The sequence below is a fragment of the Variovorax defluvii genome, assembly GCF_039541515.1.
Taxonomy (GTDB): Bacteria; Pseudomonadota; Gammaproteobacteria; order Burkholderiales; family Burkholderiaceae_C; genus Variovorax; species Variovorax defluvii.
This window is the reverse complement of record NZ_BAABGJ010000011.1, coordinates 1-17,407: the sequence shown is the minus strand read 5'-3', so window position 1 is coordinate 17,407 and position 17,407 is coordinate 1. Positions and strand designations below refer to the sequence as shown.

General features: G+C 69.4%; 16 protein-coding genes. 7 read left to right on the top strand and 9 right to left on the bottom strand.

Annotated features, from left to right (window positions below; all coding sequences use genetic code 11):
- Window positions 1-4: 4 nt before the first annotated feature.
- The 3 genes from ABEA07_RS07015 (at window position 5) to ABEA07_RS07005 (ending at window position 5,507) form a co-directional block, all read left to right on the top strand.
- The gene (locus ABEA07_RS07015; protein WP_345536796.1) at window positions 5-2,839 is read left to right on the top strand and encodes an ATP-binding protein; all 2,835 of its coding nucleotides are present in this window, start codon (window positions 5-7) and stop codon (window positions 2,837-2,839) included.
- 73 nt (window positions 2,840-2,912) lie between these two features.
- Window positions 2,913-4,337, top strand: coding sequence for a flavin-containing monooxygenase (locus ABEA07_RS07010; RefSeq protein ID WP_345536795.1), 1,425 nt, complete (start codon window positions 2,913-2,915; stop codon window positions 4,335-4,337).
- A gap of 36 nt (window positions 4,338-4,373) precedes the next feature.
- Window positions 4,374-5,507, top strand: coding sequence for a hypothetical protein (locus tag ABEA07_RS07005; protein WP_345536794.1), 1,134 nt, complete (start codon window positions 4,374-4,376; stop codon window positions 5,505-5,507).
- 18 nt (window positions 5,508-5,525) lie between these two features.
- Here the strand turns inward: ABEA07_RS07005 and ABEA07_RS07000 are convergent, their stop codons facing one another.
- The 4 genes from ABEA07_RS07000 to ABEA07_RS06985 all read right to left on the bottom strand — a co-directional run bounded on the left by ABEA07_RS07000 (window position 5,526) and on the right by ABEA07_RS06985 (window position 7,997).
- Window positions 5,526-5,726 carry a hypothetical protein gene (locus ABEA07_RS07000; RefSeq protein WP_345536793.1) on the bottom strand — a complete coding sequence of 67 codons (201 nt, stop codon included), beginning with the start codon at window positions 5,724-5,726 and terminating at the stop codon, window positions 5,526-5,528.
- Between the two features lie 71 nt (window positions 5,727-5,797).
- Window positions 5,798-6,988, bottom strand: a complete 1,191-nt coding sequence (locus tag ABEA07_RS06995) for a PrnB family protein (protein WP_345536792.1) — start codon at window positions 6,986-6,988, stop codon at window positions 5,798-5,800.
- A 347-nt stretch (window positions 6,989-7,335) separates the two neighbouring features.
- On the bottom strand, window positions 7,336-7,767 hold the full coding sequence (locus ABEA07_RS06990) for a TA system VapC family ribonuclease toxin (RefSeq protein WP_345536790.1): 432 nt from the start codon (window positions 7,765-7,767) through the stop codon (window positions 7,336-7,338).
- Complete coding sequence (locus tag ABEA07_RS06985; RefSeq protein ID WP_345536788.1) at window positions 7,764-7,997, bottom strand: CopG family transcriptional regulator; 234 nt, start codon at window positions 7,995-7,997, stop codon at window positions 7,764-7,766. The genes ABEA07_RS06990 and ABEA07_RS06985 overlap by 4 nt, the downstream gene beginning before the upstream one ends.
- A gap of 233 nt (window positions 7,998-8,230) precedes the next feature.
- Between ABEA07_RS06985 and ABEA07_RS06980 the strand changes: the two genes are divergently transcribed.
- Window positions 8,231-9,115 (top strand): NAD(P)-dependent oxidoreductase, encoded by an 885-nt coding sequence (locus ABEA07_RS06980; RefSeq protein WP_345536787.1) that lies wholly within the window; start codon window positions 8,231-8,233, stop codon window positions 9,113-9,115.
- Here ABEA07_RS06980 and ABEA07_RS06975 read toward each other — a convergent pair whose 3' ends face one another.
- Genes ABEA07_RS06975 through ABEA07_RS06955 form a run of 5 tightly spaced genes read right to left on the bottom strand, consistent with a single transcriptional unit; the run spans window position 9,116 to window position 14,324 of the window.
- Window positions 9,116-10,339 carry a porin gene (locus ABEA07_RS06975; RefSeq protein ID WP_345536785.1) on the bottom strand — a complete coding sequence of 408 codons (1,224 nt, stop codon included), beginning with the start codon at window positions 10,337-10,339 and terminating at the stop codon, window positions 9,116-9,118.
- 22 nt (window positions 10,340-10,361) lie between these two features.
- Window positions 10,362-11,330, bottom strand: coding sequence for a quinone oxidoreductase family protein (locus tag ABEA07_RS06970; RefSeq protein WP_345536784.1), 969 nt, complete (start codon window positions 11,328-11,330; stop codon window positions 10,362-10,364).
- Window positions 11,331-11,382: 52 nt separating this feature from the next.
- The gene (locus ABEA07_RS06965) at window positions 11,383-12,351 is read right to left on the bottom strand and encodes a Bug family tripartite tricarboxylate transporter substrate binding protein (protein WP_345536782.1); all 969 of its coding nucleotides are present in this window, start codon (window positions 12,349-12,351) and stop codon (window positions 11,383-11,385) included.
- A gap of 19 nt (window positions 12,352-12,370) precedes the next feature.
- A complete protein-coding gene (locus ABEA07_RS06960) occupies window positions 12,371-13,429 on the bottom strand; it encodes a beta-keto acid cleavage family enzyme (protein WP_345536780.1) in 1,059 nt (352 codons plus the stop codon).
- A gap of 46 nt (window positions 13,430-13,475) precedes the next feature.
- Window positions 13,476-14,324, bottom strand: a complete 849-nt coding sequence (locus tag ABEA07_RS06955; protein WP_345536779.1) for a TauD/TfdA dioxygenase family protein — start codon at window positions 14,322-14,324, stop codon at window positions 13,476-13,478.
- Window positions 14,325-14,441: 117 nt separating this feature from the next.
- Here ABEA07_RS06955 and ABEA07_RS06950 point away from each other — a divergent pair, with 117 nt between their 5' ends.
- The 3 genes from ABEA07_RS06950 to ABEA07_RS06940 all read left to right on the top strand — a co-directional run bounded on the left by ABEA07_RS06950 (window position 14,442) and on the right by ABEA07_RS06940 (window position 17,180).
- Window positions 14,442-15,467, top strand: a complete 1,026-nt coding sequence (locus ABEA07_RS06950) for an AraC family transcriptional regulator (RefSeq protein ID WP_345536777.1) — start codon at window positions 14,442-14,444, stop codon at window positions 15,465-15,467.
- A 99-nt stretch (window positions 15,468-15,566) separates the two neighbouring features.
- Window positions 15,567-16,472 carry a DMT family transporter gene (locus ABEA07_RS06945; RefSeq protein WP_345536776.1) on the top strand — a complete coding sequence of 302 codons (906 nt, stop codon included), beginning with the start codon at window positions 15,567-15,569 and terminating at the stop codon, window positions 16,470-16,472.
- Window positions 16,473-16,544: 72 nt separating this feature from the next.
- Window positions 16,545-17,180, top strand: coding sequence for a GAF domain-containing protein (locus ABEA07_RS06940; protein ID WP_345536775.1), 636 nt, complete (start codon window positions 16,545-16,547; stop codon window positions 17,178-17,180).
- Window positions 17,181-17,407 lie beyond the last annotated feature (227 nt).

Sequence of the window (17,407 nt, the reverse complement as noted above, 5' to 3'; positions counted from 1 at the left end):
GGGCATGCGAACCATCAAGCTGCAGCGGCGCCTGTTGCTGATCGTCACCGCGGCGATCCTGCCGCTGGCCGTCGTGTGCGGCCTGGCGCTCGACGCCCTGCTGAAAGCCCAGCGGGTGCAGACCCAGGCGTCCATCCTCGGCGTGGCCAGGGCGGTGGCCACTGCGGTCGACAGCGAATTGCGCATGACCATCGCCTCGCTGCAGGCCCTGGCGCTCACCGACCCGCTGGGTGCCACCACGACGGAAGGCCTGGCCGACGCCTACGAGCTCGCTGGCGCCATCCGGCTGTCCCATCCGGAATGGCTCGATCTTCTGCTCGCTTCCCCGGACGGACGCGTCCTCTTCAGCACCGAGCGCGGGCTCGACCTGGGCGATGTCCGGGTCATCGAGCCGGGGAGCCTGCAGGAGGCGGTGCGGGCGCGGGAGCCCGTCATCGGCCCGATGACGCCGGGACCCCGTGGCCGGCAGGCCTTTCCGGTGCGCGTGCCGATCCTGCGCGACGGCGAGGTCCGCCACGTGCTCACCGCGGTCGTCGAACCGGAAGCCATCACCGCGGTGTTGCAACGCCAGAGCGCGCCGGAAGGCTGGACCGTCTCGGTGTTCGACGGCCGCCAGCGGCGCGTCGCGCGCAACGTGGACGACGACCGCATGCGCGGCAACGCGCCGAGCCCCACCCTGCTCGACCTGCTGGCCCGGCTGGGGCCGCGGCGCGAAGGCGTGGGCGCCACCACCAACGTGGAGGGCGTGCGTTCGCTGACGGCCATTGCGCGCATGGACACGGCCGAGTGGATGGTCGTGGTCGGCGCGTCCGTCGCCTCTTCCGAAGCCGCGTCGCGCCGGCTGTTCATGGCCTACGGCGGCGGGCTGCTGGTGTCCCTTCTGTTCGGCGGCCTGGCCGCCTGGTGGATCTCGCGCGGCGTGACCCGCCCCATGGCGCTGCTGCGCACCCAGGCCGACGCCATGGGCCGCGGCGAAACCCTGCCCGCGCAACGGTCGGGCGTGACGGAGGTGGACGCGGTGGCCGAGGCCCTGGCCACCGCCTCCGAGCAGCGGCGCCGCAGCGAAGCCGAGCGCCAGAAGCTGCTGGAAGCCGAAAGCCTGGCGCGATCGACCGCACAGGCGGCGCAGCAGCGGCTGGCGCGTCTCGGCGACGTGAGCACCGTGCTCTCGCAGTCGCTGGAAGAGGCCTCGACCCTGGCGGCCATCGCCCAGGTGATCGTGCCGGCCATTGCCGATCTCTGCCGCATCGATCTGCTGGACGAGCACGGCGTGCTGCAGCGCAAGCTCACCCACCACGCCGACCCCGCGCGCAGCGAATTCATCGCGAAGATGGTGAACGGCCGCAGTGCGCCCAGCGACGCGCCGGGCTCCTTCCCCTGGGCCATCGCCACCGGCAAGGTGTTCCTGATGAACCTGGAAGGGGAGGCGTCGATCGCCCGGCTCGAGCCCGGCCTCCAGGAGTTCGTCCGGATGCTCGGGCTCACGGCCGGATGCGTCGTTCCCCTGGTGGCGCGCGGCCGCACCATCGGCGTGATGGCCGTGCTGCAGGCCGAGTCGCAGCGCCACTTCAGCGCAGACGACGGCGCGCTCATCGTCGAACTGGCGCAGCGCGTCGCCCTCGCGCTGGACAACGTCCGCCTGCTCCAGGAGGCGCGCAGCGCGCAGCTGCAGGCCGAGCAGGCCAACCGCTCGAAGGACGAATTCCTGGCGATGCTGGGGCACGAGCTGCGCAATCCGCTGGCCCCCATCTCCCTGGCGCTGCAGCTCATCGCGCGGCGTGATCCGCAGGCCTTCGCGCGCGAGCGGCAGATCATCGAGCGGCAGGTCAAGCACCTCTCGCGCCTGGTCGACGATCTGCTGGACGTCTCGCGCATCGTGGCCGGCAAGATCGCGCCGAAGTTCGAGCCGGTCGACCTGCGCGACGTGATCGCCCGCGCGCTGGAACTCACCCTGCCGGCGCTCCAGCAGCGCGAGCGCATGCCGCGGGTGCAGATGCCCTCGACCCCCGTCCCGGTGCGCGGCGACCCGCTGCGCCTGGCGCAGATCGTCGGCAATCTGTTGAGCAACGCGGCCAAGTTCACCGCGCCCGGTGATGCCATCCGCATCCTGCTGGCGACCGACGATACGCCGCAGGGACCGCAGGCGGTGCTGCGCGTGGAGGACGAGGGCATCGGCATCGCGCCCGAACTGCTGCCCCGTGTCTTCGAGCGCTTCGTGCAGGGTGAGCAGGCGCTGCACCGCGCCGCCGGCGGGCTGGGGCTGGGCCTGCCGATCGCGCAGAGCCTGGCCCGGCTGCATGGCGGGGCGATCACCGTGGAAAGCAAGGGGCCTGGGCTCGGCACGTGCTTCGAGCTGCGCCTGCCCGTGCAGGCGGCGCAGGACGCACCTGCCGCGGCGGCAGACCGTGTGGCGGCCGTGACGCAGTCCCTGTCGCTGCTGGTCGTGGACGACAACCGGGATGCGGCCGAGGCGCTGGCCAGCTGGCTGGAGATCGAGGGCCAGCAAGTCCGCGTGGCCACCTCGGCCGAGGAAGCCCTGGAACGGCTCGCCGAGGAGCGCTGCGACGGCGCCATCATCGACATCGGCCTGCCCGGCATGAGCGGCTACGAACTGGCGGCCCGTCTGCGCGCCGACGCGGCGACGCAGTCGATGGCCCTGGTCGCCCTGACCGGCTATGGCCGCGAGGCCGATCGGCAGCGCGCCCTCGAGGCCGGCTTCGATGACCACTTCGCCAAGCCTGCACAGCCGGAGATCCTGCTGGCGTGCCTGGTCCGCGTGTGTGCGCAGGGGCGGGGCGCTGCGACGATCGGCGACAAAGCGACGTCGCCATCCGCGTAAGATCGGCCCCGCTTGGGGCGATCCGGCCGCAACCCGAAGCGCTTGAACACAACGAGCCGGGGAGGATGAAGTCATGACAAGGGTTGCCATCGTCGGCGCGGGGCCAGGCGGACTGGTCGCGGCGCGCTATCTGCGATCGGAAGGGTTGACTCCCGTCGTGTTCGACAAGTCCCCGCTGTGCGGCGGCCAGTGGACCGGCCTCTCGGGCTCCAGTGGCGTCTGGCCGTCCATGCGCACCAACACCAGCCGCGTGCTCACCCAGTTCAGCGACCTGCCGCACCGGCCGGACGTGGCCCTCTATCCCTCCGCCGACCAGATCCGCGCCTACCTGCTGCGCTACCGGCAAGACTTTCTCCCAGGGCTGCCGATGCACACGGACGCCACCGTGCACGAGATCGAAGCGGTGCCCGGCGGCTGGGCGGTGCGGCACGACCGGGGCGAGGAGGTGTTCGAGAAGGTGGTGATCGCGACCGGCCGCTTCCAGCATCCGGAGGTGCCGGACGTGCCGGGCCTGAAGACCTTCTCGGGAAGGATGGGCATCGCGCACTCCAGCGCCTACCGGGGCACGCGGCGCCACCGGAACGGCCACTTCCTCGTGGCCGGGTGTGCCATCAGCGCGCTGGAGGTCGCGAGCGAGCTGTGCATGTCGGGCGCGCGCCGGGTGGTCGTGTGCTACCGGCGGCAGCGCTACGTGCTGCCCAAGCTCAAGGCCGGCGTGCCGACGGACCATCTGCTCTTCACGCGCGAACAGGCGGAGGCCGAGGACGCGCTGCCGCGCGGCGAATTCGGCGCGCGGCTGAAGGCCTTGGTGCTGGCGTCGGGCGGCAGTCCGGAGCAGTACGGCTTGCCCCGGCCCGCCGACGACATCTTCGAGGCCGGCCTCACCTTGAGCCAGCACTACCTGCCGCTGGTGGCCGAAGGCCGCATCCAGGTGCGCCCGTGGATCGACCGCATCGAGGGCACCGAGGTGCGTTTCCGGGACGGCCGGGCCGAGTGCTTCGACGGCATCTACTTCGGCACCGGCTTCGCGCTGCACCTGCCCTTTCTGGCCCCGTCGGTCCGCGCGACGCTCAACCTGGGCCCGCAACGCATCGACCTGTTTCGCCACACCTTCCACCCGCAGTTGCCGGGGCTCGCCTTCATGGGCCTGTGGGACCAGTCTGGACCGTACTTTCCGCCGCTCGAACTGCAGGCCCGATGGATCGCCTACACCTGGAGCGGCGCCATCGCGCCCCCGACCGCCGACGAGATGGAAGAAGGCCTCGCGGCATGCCGCGCCCGCGGCGATGCGCCCCCGAAAACCAGGATGAACCTGGTGGCGCTGGACTTCGCGCGCGCGGCCGGCGTGGAGCCCGATCCGAAGCGCTGGCCCGGACTGGCGCGCGCGCTGTGGTCCGGCCCACTCGCGCCGGTGTCCTTCCGTCTCGAGGGCCGCGACGCGCTTCCGGATGCCGCGGCCCGCTTTGCCGCCGAGGTGCCGGAACTGGTCGAGCACTGACGCAAGACTGCGAGCGGCTCTGGTAGAAGAAGCGCCATGACCGCACCGCTCACGGCTTCCATCGTCGAACTGGCGCTCGGCCTGGTGCTCGACAGCACCGATTCCGCCGCCGGCAACCGCTGCGCGCTGGAGGGCCTGGTGCTCTCACCGGGGCCGGATGGCGTGATCGAACTGCGCGCGAATAGCCTGGAGGCCTCGGCGCTGCGCTTGACGGCGGGGCCGCTCGTCATGGAAGTCGGCCGCATCGCCGTGCGTGAGCTCGCGGCCGCGGTGCGGGCCGAGGGCGGCGCGATGCGCCTGTCGGCCGTCGATGCGGCGGAGGTCGAGTTCTCCGGCGTGAAGCTGCACGGCCCGGTGCTCGTGCCGGCTGCCATCCGGCACGTGTGGGACGCCGCGCACGCGGCGGATGGGTCGGCAGCGGCACCTGCACCTGCGCCTGCGCCTGCGCCGGCTGCGGCCGACGCGTGGTCCCTCGGCCCTCTCGGCGAGGCCGAAGGCACGGTGCACGGGAAAATCACCGACGCGCACCTGCTCTTCGATGCCGATGTGACGGTCCCGATCCGCTTCGGCCAGGTCGACTTCAACGACGCCACCGTCGAACACGTCGGCCCCGACTCGCGCATGGGCGTGAGCCGGATGGGTTTCTATGTCGATGCGCCGAACGGGCGCAGCTACCTGTACCAGTTCGCCTCGGCGCCGCTCGCCGGCGTGGAGTTCGAGCGCCGCGGCGCCATGCTCAGTCCCTGGGTGTCCGAGCGCGGCAAGTTGCGGCTGCAGCCCTTCGTCGAATCGATGCTGCAGGGTGGAGCGGGCCACGGGTTGACCGAGCAGTCGCGGCTGCTGCTGAACCGCACCGCCTTGTCGGGTACCTTGCAACTGGGCGATGGCGTCCTCGCCGTGCCCGGCTTGCAGGCGCATCTGGAGGGGCGCGATCAAGGGCGCAATGCAGTGCGCCTGCAGTCCGAGGCTGTGGGGCGTGCCCTGGGCATCGAGATGGCTTCGCTCGCGGCGCACGACGTATCGGCGAGTTGGCAGCGTGCCCGGATTGGCTGCGAAAGGATTGCGGCGCGCCTGAAGCTCCAGTTGACCGTCGACGGTGCGCAACTCCGCTTCGCCCTCGAGCTGGCGGATGGCCGGCTCACGCGCCCTCGGTACCACGTGGCCGCCTGAGGCAGTCCTTCATAGCATCTAGAAGTCCCGCCAGCCCGTGGTCTGGCTGCACGTCGGCGGGCCATTGCGATGCACCATCGGCTGCGCCGGCGCCTCGACGAAGAGCAGCACGGCGCCCGCGATGAGCGCGGCGAGCGCGAGCAGCATGCCGAAGCCGAAGGTGTAGACGAGCCACCCAGCGCCGGCGGTACACAGCAGAAGTGAAAACGGCTTGACCATGCAAGGAGTTTGACCCGGGGTCGCCGATCCCCGGTGTGAACTATCTCGCTAAATCTTCGCCTGACGACAGATCAGTCCAAATGGACTGGCGGGTCTGGCGGGGAGACGGACGCGGCGCCTGGTGGGGTGGATGGCACCTGCGCATCGATCGTCTCGCGCCGCGTGTCGCGCAGGAATTCGACGAAAGCGGTGCCGCCCGTGCCCTTGGTGTCGGCGTCGTGGCCGGAGGGCTTCGCCACGTAGTCGTGGGCCAGGCGCACGTGCAGCGTGCGGAAGCGCGTGACGCTTTCCACGGCGGCGTTGTACGCCTCGCGCAAGGCCGCATCGGCCGAGCACGCGACGAAGCTGCGTACGCGCGACAGGCGCTCGCAGTCGTCGACGAAGCGCCGGTGCGCGGGCGGCATGTAGTCGCGCAGCAGCCGCAGGTAGGTGCCGGTGCTCGGTTTGGGATGCTCGATGCCGAGCACCGCGTCCAGCGACTGGATCACCGAGCTCTGGCCGGCGCTTCCGCCGACCAAGGCGCGGGGCTGGTCGGACACGCCCTCGTAGACCACGCCGGGCGCCGGCCAGCCCTGGACGTAGGGCCGCACGCGGTGGAAGAACACATGCGGATCGGTCCACTCGCGCTGGCGTTCGAGCGCCGCATGGATGGCGGGCATCCCTTGGGCGATGGCCGCGAGGTGCGCGCCGAGGCGGCCCTCGTCCTCGCGTGCCGCGGCATCGACGGCGCCGTGCGCGGCCACCAGCACGGGCGCGGCCCCCAGCTCCAGGTCGAGGTTGGCGATGTAGAACCAGGTCTCGTCCACGCCGCCGAGGAACTGCACCAGCAGCTCGGCGTTGTCGGCCGAGAGAGGCCGCGACTTGTCGATGCGGCGGAAGTTGTAGAGCTGCATGCCGGCGTAGTGGACGATGGGCTGGCGGCCCATGGCGTCGCAAAGCCCGCACAGCGGCACCGCCAGCGTCGCGGGCAGGCGCAGCGCCGGCTCGTCGAGGCCCCACACATAGGCGTTCGCGAAGACACACAGCAGCGTGATGGCGCGCTCGCGTTCTGGGCGGCCGTGCAGCAAGCGCCAGTCCAGCAGCGGAAGCGCTTGAATGCGTTCGCGGATGCGGCGGTTGCGGATCCAGTGCCCGAGTTGCGATGCCAGTTCGTCCCAGGCTTCGAAGGCGGGGTCGAAGCGCTCGAGTGGCTCCCAGTGGGGCATGAAGCCGGTCTGGGGGTCCATGTCGTAGCTTCGCAGTGGATCAAGGGTGTCAGTCATGATGCTCCATCGCTCGCAGTCCGACGTCGCGCGGTCGTAAGCCCCAGCCTTGCGATGACGGACAAGAAGGACTCGGCCTTCGTTCTCGACAATGACGCCAGCGGCAAGTCGGTGCTTGATGCAAAGAGCGCTCTCACGTGAGTTGGGCGACGACCATCATATGCAATCAAGTCGCGCAGATCCCGGCGCTCCAGCCAATACATCCTCGCAAATTGTGCTCAGGCAGCCTCTTGGGCTTGGCGACGTCGTCATGGGCCTTGTGGACGTGCAAAGTGCGGAGGTGCGGAGGTGCGGAAGTGCGTGACCCCCTCAAGGGCTTCGCCATGGCGAGTTGTTCAGACCTTTCCCTAGATCAAGGTCAGGGTGGACTTCCCGTCGGTGACAACCTCTGTCGCCAGCTTGCGATCCATGGTTGCCAGTTTTCCCTTGTGCTCTTTTGCCAGCGCAAGCAGGTAGCCGTCTGTCACCCGGCTATGGCTCGACAAGAGATCCGAATCCACCCAGGGACTGCCCACAAGGCTGATGCTGTCGGGCCAGAAAGCGTGTCCGGGCAAGCCACGTATGGCGGCCAGCGCCGCTACCACCACGCTCGGGGGGCCGGGGGAGTTCGGGTACTTGGGATGGCCGACGATTCGCAGCAGGCCGTTCTCAGTGACAGGGCAAGTGGCAAATGCCTTGTGTCCGACCCGACCGAACCAGTCATGGACCTGATCGTGCTGGACATGCGCAGGATCGATGAGTGCGATGAGGACATTCACGTCCAACAAGTGGCGGCTCACGGCTGCTCGTCGCGCAGTTGGTTCACAAGTTCGAGCGTGACCGGCACGGCGGACTTTCGACTCGGAAGAAGCGGAATGCCGTTGCGTTCCGCCCTGGTGCTCCGAGTCCCGCGAGACAGCCCTTGGCGGGCAAGCGCCGAAATCACTTCGCCGATGCTTTTTTGTTCTCGCTCCGCAAGGTGCCTGGCTGCCGCCAGGACATCATCGTCGATGGCAAGTGTGGTTCTCATGGCGTCGCTCCGCTCGATGGGCGTGATGCGTCGCATCATACATCACGCATCGACCAAGGGCCGGGCCCGGGGCGTTTTCGTGGACGCGGACAGTTCCGCGCCGCCGACGCGATCTCGCCGGTCTGGCAGCACCGCGCGGGCGGGCGGCCACCGTCCCCGCGGGGCTTGCCCGGGGGCGAAGCGTTGCCCGACGGGGTACGCTCGGGCGTTCAGCACAGAAGAAAGGCGAAGCAATGAAGAACATCGGCATGGTGGGCATCGGCATGATGGGCCACGGCATCGCGAGCAACATCGTCAAACTCAACTACGCGCTCGGCCTGTTCGAGCACCCCGGCAACCAGCCGCTGGAAGACCTCCAGGCCGCGGGGGCCACCACCTTCACCGGCCTGAAGGAACTGGCCGCGCGCTCCGAGGCGATCATCCTCGTGCTGACCGGGTCGCCCCAGGTGGAGGCCGTGCTCCAGGGTGCCGGCGGCCTGCTCGAAGGCCTGCGACCGGGCACCGTGGTCATCGACTGCTCCACGGCCATTCCCTCGTCGAGCGTGCGCATGGCGCAGGCGGTGGAGGCGGCCGGCGGGCGCTTCCTCGACAGCCCGATGACGCGCACCCCCAAGGAAGCGGCCGAGGGCCGGCTCAACCTGCTGGTCGGGGGCGACGCTGCCTTGCTCGAGGAATGCCGGCCGCTGCTGGCTTGCTTCGCCGAGAACATCACCCACGTGGGCCCGGTCGGGGCGGGGCACAGCATGAAGCTGCTGCACAACTACGTGTCGCTGGGCATGGTGGCGCTGCTGTCGGAGGCCGCGGCCTGCGCGCAGCGCAACGGCGTGGCGCCCGAGGCCTTCGTCGACGTGCTGGCCAAGGGCGGCGGCGGCGGGGTCGCGCTGGAGCGGCTCAAGCCCTTCCTGCTGTCGCAGGACACCTCGGGCCTGCGCTTCTCGGTGGCCAACGCGCGCAAGGACCTCGACTACTACAACACCATGGCCGGTGACGCCGGCTCGCACAAGGACATCGCGGCCGCGGTGTTGGGCACTTTGGAGCTTGCGCTGGCGCGCGCCCCGGAATCGCTCGTGCCGGAACTGCCGGCGATCCTCGGCGCCGCGCGCGCGCCGCAGGGGTGATCAGAACGCGTGCCGGATGCCCACGTCGTAGCCCGTGGCGCGGCGCGGCTCCAGCCCGCCGGTGCTGACGTAACCGGGCTGCGGCAGGATCGCGCGCACACTCAGCACCAGGGGCGTGACGCCCACCACCGACGGGTTGTTGCGGCCGTTGCGGATGTCGATGCGCGCGACCGAGGCGTAAAGCGCCGTGCGCTTGGACAGGTGGTGCACGTAGCCCAGCGCCAGCTTGTTGACCGAGGCGTCGCTGCCCGGCAGGCCGTTGCCGTCGTCGAACTTCACCCGCCCGTACGAGGCGCGGATGACGCCCGCGCCGACCGGCACGTTCACGCCGGCCACCACGCCGTCGTAGCGGTCGGTGAGCCGCGCGGCCAGCGGCGCGGTGCCGTCGCGGACATCCCGCACGCGCGACCATTCGCCGAAGAGCTTCACCGTCCCCAGGTCGTAGCTGGCGCCGATGTTGAGGCTCTTGATCTTCTCGGCCGTGGGCGCGGTGCTCGACAGCGTGCTCTCGCCGTAGCCCAGCGCCACGTCGGCCTTGCCGTCGGTCCAGCCGAAGCGCGCACCCGCATAGCGGCCCCGCCGTGAGCTGCCGGTGGCGGCACTGCTGTCCCTCACGTTCTCGTGCAGCGCGTACTGCACCTGGCCGTAGAAGCCGCCGAGGTTTGCCGGCAGGAAGTAGCTGATGGCATTGCTGGTGCGCAGGTAGCTGTCGGTGCCGGCGGAGAGCCCGCCGTTGAGCAGGCCGCCGGTGGCCAGGGCGCGCACGGCTGCCAGGTTGCTGTTGACCACCGCGATGAGGTTGGTGCCCACGCCATTGACGCCGAAGGGGTCGAACACGGCGTCGTTCCAGAAGGAGGCGGTGTAGTCGCGGCCCAGGCGCACTTCGCCGAAGGGGCCCGACAGGCTGAGGGTGGAGCGGCGGCCGAAGTTCGCGATGCCGCTGGCGCCCGAGTCGTTGGCCACCGGTGCCTCCAGCCAGAAGCTGGCCGCCAGCCCGCCGCCGAGGTCTTCGGTGCCGCGGAAGCCGATGCGGCTGGAGTTGTAGCCCGAGCTCGACAGGGCCGTCTGGCTTTGGGTCACCTGCTGCTGCGTCCCGTTCCAGGACCGGCTCTTGGTGGTGTAGCGGCTCACGCCGGCATCGACCACACCGAACAGGGTGAGGGACGATTGGGCCGCGGCCGTGCCGGCGGCAAGCGCGGACAGGGCCAGGACGAGGTGTTTCATCGGATGGACTTCCTCGTTGGCCTCAGGGCACCAAGACGGTGGAGCCAGTGGTCTTTCGGCCTTCGAGCGCACGGTGCGCCTCGGCCGCGTCTGCCAGCGCGAAGGCCTGCTGGGGCTCGCTCGTGATGCGCCCGGCGAGCACGTGGCCGAACAGCTCTGACGCCATCTCCAGCATGTGCGCGCGCGGCTGGATGTAGTGCACCATCGCCGGCCGCGTGAGCCAGATCGACTTGGCGGCGAGCTGCCGCGTGTCGATCACCACCGGGCCCGACGAGGTGCCGTTGCTCACGAGCGTGCCGCGCGGCTGCAGGCAGGCCAGCGAGGCCTCCAGCGTGTCCTTGCCGATCGAGTCGTAGACCACCGGCACGCCCTTGCCCTCGGTGATCTCCCTGACCCGCTCCGCGATGTCCTCGCGCGAGCTCACGATGGTGTGCGTGCAGCCATTGGCGCGGGCCAGGGCCGCCTTCTCGTCGGTGCTGACGGTGCCGATCATGGTCACGCCCATGGCGCGCGCCCACTGGCAGGCGATCAGGCCCACGCCGCCGGCGGCCGCGTGGTAAAGGATGGTCTCGCCGCGCTGCAAGGGGCGGACCTGGCGGAACAGGTACTGCGCCGTCATGCCCTTCATCATCAGCGTGGCGGCGGTGCGATCGGCGATGCCCTCGGGCAGCGGGATCAGCACCTCCGCGGGCATCACCCGCGCTTGTGCATAGGCGCCTTGCGGGCCGATCAGGTAGCCCACGCGCTCGCCCACACGGATGTCCGTCACACCGGGGCCGACGGCCTCGACCACGCCCACCGCATCGGAGCCCAGCCCGTTGGGCAGCGGCAGCGGGTAGCGTCCGGTGCGGAAGTAGATGTCGATGAAGTTCAGCGCGATGTAGCTGTGCCGCACGCGCGCCTCGCCGGGGCCGGGGTCGCCCACCTCGACGTCCTGCAGCTTCAGCACTTCGGGACCGCCGGTCTCGTTGAAACGGATGGCCTTGACCATGGGATGTCTCCAGTCTTTTGTCGGTTCGGGAGGGGGAGGGCTTTCAGGGGCTTCAGTTGAGCTTGATGCCGAAGCTCCGCACGATCCCGGCGTTGCGGTCGTGCTCCTCGCGCAGCTCGGCCTGCGCCTGTGCCAGCGAACGCTCCGCCATCGGCTCGAAGCCGACGCCGACCAGCCGCTCGCGCACGGCGGCGTTGGCCGCCACCTTCTGCAGCGCCGCATGGATCTTCTCGGCGAGCGGGGCCGGCATCTGCGCGGAGGCGACCACGCCGACCCAGTTGCTGAAGTTCAGCTCCGGGTAGCCGAGCTCGGCGAGCGTGGGCACGCCCGGGAAGTCCGGCAGCCGCCCCTTGGCCGCGATGGCCAGCAGCCGCACCTTGCCCGCCGCGATCGGCGCCTTGGAGGTCACGGCACCGTCGAACATCAGCGGGATCTGCCCGCCCATCACCTGCGCCAGCGCGGGCGCCGAGCCGGGGTAGGGCACGTGCTGCATGTCCAGCCCCGCCGCCTTGTTCAGGATCTCGCCCGCATACTGCGACGCGGTGCCGGCGCTGTAGGAGGCGAAGGACACCTGCCCGGGATGCGCCTTCACGTAGGCGATGGCCTCCTTCGCGTCCTTGGCCGGAAACTGCGGCGAGGCGATGAAGAGCATCGACGAGCGCGCCATCAGCGCCAGCGGCTTGACGTCCTTGAGCGGATCGAAGCCGCCCTTGAGCACGTGCGGCACTTCGGTCAGCACGTTGCTGGCCGTCACCATCAGCGTCTGCCCGTCGGCCGGCTGCGAGATCAGGTACCTGGCGGCGATGGAGCCGCCGGCGCCCGGCTTGTTCTCCACCACCACCGGCTGGCCGATGTCGCGCGAGAGCTGGTCGCCCACGATGCGCGCCATCACGTCGATGGTGCCGCCCGGCGGTGCGGGCACGATCAGCTTCACCGGCTTGTCGGTGAAGGCGGCTGCAGGCGACGCGGCCAGCACGGCGAGGGCGGTGGTCAGCAGGGAGGTAATGGCGGCGCGCTTCATGGTCGCTCCAGTGCGCGGATCAGGCGGCCTTGCGCAGGAAGCCCTGCTGCGCGCCGTTGCGGTTGGGCGCGAAGCCGTTGGCGAGCAGCGTCTCTTCCACCGTGTCGTAGAAGACGCCGATCTTGCAGATCTCGCGCGCCTGCGCCGCCGTCGCAATGGGCCTGCCGAATTCGCGCGAGATGCGCACCAGCTGCTCGATCTGCGCCACCGTGCCGATCTTGGCGGTGCGCGACTGGTTCCAGAGGTTGTCCTCCGTGCCGCAGCGCACGTGCAGCCCCATGGCGATGCCCATCATGTTGACCGGCAGCACGTTGAGCACCGAGCTCTCCACCGTCAGCATCGCGCCGTCGGGCACGGCCCGCACGAAGTTCGCCAGGTTGTAGATGTTGGGCGCATCCATCCCGCCGCCGATGGCCACCCAGTTCAGCGCCAGCGGGCCCTTGTAGATGCCGCGCCGGATCAGCCGCTCCACCGATTCGAAGCTGTTGATGTTGTAGCACTGGAAGGCGCTCTGGATGCCCGCGGCCGACAGGCGCCGGATGTGCTCCTCGGCCCAGCCCGGCTGCGCGGGCACGGTCATCTCCTTGTAGGCGTTGAAGACGGCCGGGTCCTCCATCGAGGTGCCCTGGATGTCGCGCATGTCGAACTGCTCCAGGATGTTCATCTGCGAGGTGTTCACCGTCACCGTCACCTGGTCGGGCTTCGGGTCCAGCTCGGCCAGCATGTGGCGGGTGTCGTCGCTCAGCCACCTGGCGGCCGCGCCCTCGGTCTCGGGGGCGAAGCTGATGGAGCCGCCGACCTGGATGATCATCTCCGGCACACGCTCGCGCACGCCGGCGATCAGCTCGTTGAACTTGGACAGGCGCTTGCTGCCCTTGCCGTCCGGTTCGCGCACGTGCAGGTGCAGCACGGTGGCGCCGGCCTCGTAGCAGTCCACCGCTTTCTGGATCTGCTCTTCCATCGTCACGGCGATCTCGCCGGGGAAGTCCGAGGGCAGCCACGAGGGCGCATAGGGGGCAGCGGTGATGACCAGGGGCTGCTGGTTCTCGGGGAACAGGTGACCGTCGAGGAAGTTCATGTGGGGCTCCGTGCAGGCAAGGCAGAAAGGAAAGCGAAGAAGAGAGTCAGGCAGTGGGCGTGCCGACGATGCCCGCGCGTTCCATCTTCCGGTGGCAGGGCGGGTAGTCCATCACGGCGTAGTGCTGCGTGGCGCGGTTGTCCCAGATCGCCACGCTGTCCGGCTGCCAGCGCCAGCGCACCTGGTACTCGGGGATGGCGGCCTGGCTGATCAGGTACTGCAGCAGCGACGAGGCGCCCTGCGTGAAGTCCTGCCCGTAGCGCACGTTGGCCGGCGTGTGGAAGTTGGTGAAGTGGGTGGTGAAGCCGTTGACGAACAGCACCTTCTCGCCGGTCTCGGGATGAACGCGCACCACCGGGTGCTCGGCATCGGGGAACTGCTGCTTGAGCGCCAGCCGCTTTTCGATGGGCATCGCGGCGCCGAAGGTGCACTCGATGCTGTGGCGGGCGCGCAGCGGCGCGATCACGGTCTTGACGTGCTCGGGCAGCCGTTCGTAGGCCAGCGCCATGTTGGCCCACATCGTGTCGCCGCCCACCGGCGGGCACTCGATGCAGCGCAGCACGCAGCCCATCGGCGGCACCTCGCGCCAGGTGGCGTCGGTGTGCCAGCTGTTCTCGTAGCGGTCGTTGGGCGTGTCCGGCGTCTTGTAGATGCGCACCAGCCCAGGGTGCTCCGGGTCGCTGCCGGCGACGGGATGGTCCTCCAACTCGCCGAAGCGGCGGGCGAAGGCCACGTGCTCCGCGCGGCTGATGGACTGCCCGCGCAGGAACAGCACCTTGTGGCGCAGCAAGGCCGCCTTGATCTCGGCGAACAGCTCGTCGTCTCGTGCCGCATCGGCCAGGCTGACCCCCTTCAGCTCGGCACCGATGGCGCAGGTCAGCGCTTCGATCTTCATATGAATGTCTCCGTGGTGGGTGGCCAGACTGTAGGAGCCGGGCCCTGTTCCGGCTTTGCATTCGATGCCAGGCGTTTGACATTTCATGCCAGAATGAATTTGCACAGGGGACGACCCATGACGGCTCTGGTACGCGCGGCGGCGCTCACGAACTTCTCGGAAGTGGCTCAGGAACTCGGCCATGACCCGGCCGCGGCCCTGCGCAAGGCGGGACTGAGGGCGGCGCTGATCCGCCAGCCGGACCAGCTCATCGAGGCGGAGCGCGTCGCCCGGCTGCTCGAGGACGCGGCGCACAGCACCGGCTGCGAATCCTTCGGCCTGCGCGTCGCGGCCCGGCGGCAGCTGTCGAACTTCGGCATCGTCAGCCTGCTGCTCATGCACCAGCCCACGCTGCGCCAGGTGTTGCTCACGCTCATCGAGCACCTGCACCTGCTCAACGAGCAGTTGGCGATCCAGGTGGAGGACGTGGGCAAGCTCGTCATCCTGCGGGAGGAACTGCTGGTCGCGATCGAGGCGCGGCAATCCATCGAACTGGCGATCGGCGTGCTCTACCGCATGGGTGAGGCCTTGCTCGGCGAGCGCTGGCAGCCGGTCGGTGTGAGCTTCACCCACGAAGCGCCGGCCAGCCTCGGCTTCCATCGCGGCTTCTTCAAGTGCCGCATCGAATTCGACGGCAGCTTCAATGGCCTGGTGTGCCGCGCCGCCGATCTGGACGTTGCCAACCCCGCGGCCGACCCGGTGCTGGCGGACTACGCCAGGAAGATGATCGAGGCGCTGCCCGACGACCGGCAGCGCGCCATCGACCAGGAAGTGCGCAAGGCGATCTACCTCATGCTGCCGGCCGGGCGGGCCACCTGCAAGTCGGTGGCACAGGGCCTCGGGATGAGCGTGCGCACCCTGCAGCGCGAACTCGACGGCAAATCGCTGAACTTCAAGCAGTTGATCAACGAGGTCCGGCACGAACTGGCCCCGCGCTACGTGGCCAACAACCGCCACAGCCTGGGCGAGGTGGCCGCGATGCTGGGCTACGGCAGCCACAGCGCTTTCACGCGGTGGTTCGGCATCCAGTTCGGCTGTTCGCCGGAGGCCTGGCGCGGCGGGCAGTCGGGTGTGCGCAAGCGCAAGCCCTTGGCCAGGCCATAGCGAGAGCGTGGGGTGTGGCAGGATCAGGGGCGGTGTGGTTCTCGTGACGAGGCGCCGTCGCGCGCTTCGGTCTCTTTCATGTTGCAGCCCTTGTCCTCCTTGACCTCTCGTTCCTCCGCCCGCGTGAACGCGCGTGCCATCGCCGCCATGATCGGCGCCATGGCTTGCTTCGTCTCCAACGACGCGCTGGTCAAGCATGTCAGCGAGTCCCTGCCCGCTGCGCAGCTCATCTTCCTGCGCGGGCTGATGGCCTCCGCGCTGGTGCTCGGGGTCGCGCACCGGCTGGGCGCGCTGCGCCAGGCCGGCGCGCTGCTGCATCCGCGGGTGGCGCTGCGCGGGGCGGTCGATGCCTGCGCCACCATGCTGTACCTGTTGTCGCTGTTCCGCCTGCCGATCGGCAATGCCACGGCCATCAACCTCGCCGCGCCGCTGTTCATGACGGTCTTCGCCGTGCTCTTCCTGCGCGAGCGTGCCGGTGCGGCGCGCTGGTCTGCCGTGGTGCTGGGCTTCGTGGGCGTGCTGTGCATCGTGCAGCCCAGCGGAGGCGACTTCAATGCGTGGGCCTTGCTGTGCCTGCTCGGCACGCTGTTCCACGCGATGCGTGACCTGATGACGCGGCGCATCGATCCGGCCATTCCCTCGATCATCATCACGCTGGCAACCGCGCTCGCGGTCACCCTGCTGGCCGGTTGCCTGAGCCTGCTGGGCGAGTGGCAGCCGATGGCCTGGGCCGATCTGGCCCTGCTCGCCGTCGCGGCGGCCTTCCTCGCCGGCGGCTACTTCCTGCTGGTGCAGTGCATGCGCGCGGGCGAGGTCACACTCACCGCGCCTTTTCGCTATACGGCAGTGCTCTTTGCGATGGTGCTGGGCTATGCGGTCTGGGGCGAGGTCCCCAGCGGATGGGCCTGGACGGGCATCGCGTTGCTCGTGAGCTCCGGCCTGTACATGCTGTACAGCGAGCGGGGGCGCAGCCGCGCGGCCGCGCTGGATGCGCAGCCGGAATAGCCGCCATCTGGCGGACAGCCCGCCGAGTGTGTAGGCCAACACCGCGTCGGCTGGACCTGGCGCCCGTCAGGCTTGTCAGGCGCGCGCCTTGCCCATTACATTTGGACGCGAATCCAGAGCATGGGAATGAACATGGGCGGTGAGGTGAGCAGCGGTGCATCCGCAGCGCCAGCACATGGCGTATTCGAAGCCTTCGAGTCGGCGCTGAGGTCTTTCGCGATCGTCACGTCCGACGCCGGCGATGACCGGGTCGACCGCGCGGTGCGCGACGTCCTGCGCCTGGTACGCGAGCACCTGAACATGGACCTGGCCTTCGTCTCCTGCGTCCAGGGCGGCCTGCGCTTCTTCCGCAACGTGGACCCGCCGCACGGCCTGCAACTCCTGAAGGAAGGCGCATCGGACCCGGAGGAAGAAAGCTTCTGCCGCCAGGTCCTCGACGGCCGGCTGCCTGAGCTGGTGAGGGACGTGAGCACCTATCCCGGGCGCGATGCACTCCCTGCGACGCCGTTCCGCATCGGTGCGCACATGAGCACGCCGATCCGGCTGGCGGACGGGTCGATCTACGGGACGCTGTGCTGCTTCAGCTTTGCCGCCAATCAGGAACTGGCGGAGCGCGATCTGAAGCGGCTGCAGATGGCGGCGCAGATGACGGCGCGGCTGATCGATCAGGCGCGGCGGAATGGCAATGACTTGAGTCAGGTTGCCTAGCGACCACCGGGCGTCCGGTCGAGGCGCGCGGCTGCGCGAGCAGCAACGCTGGCCAAGTTTGCAAGCGAGCAGCAAGTGAACTTTCTTCGTGTCTGGTGTGCGTTGTTGTGTTTGCCTATGATCCGCGCCCACCGATGAGGTGAAGGCGTGCGGGCACTGTTGCCACGGTGCCTTTCCTCGCCGGACTGCGCCGCCGCGAGCGGTCAAGGGCCGCGAAGGCGGCGACG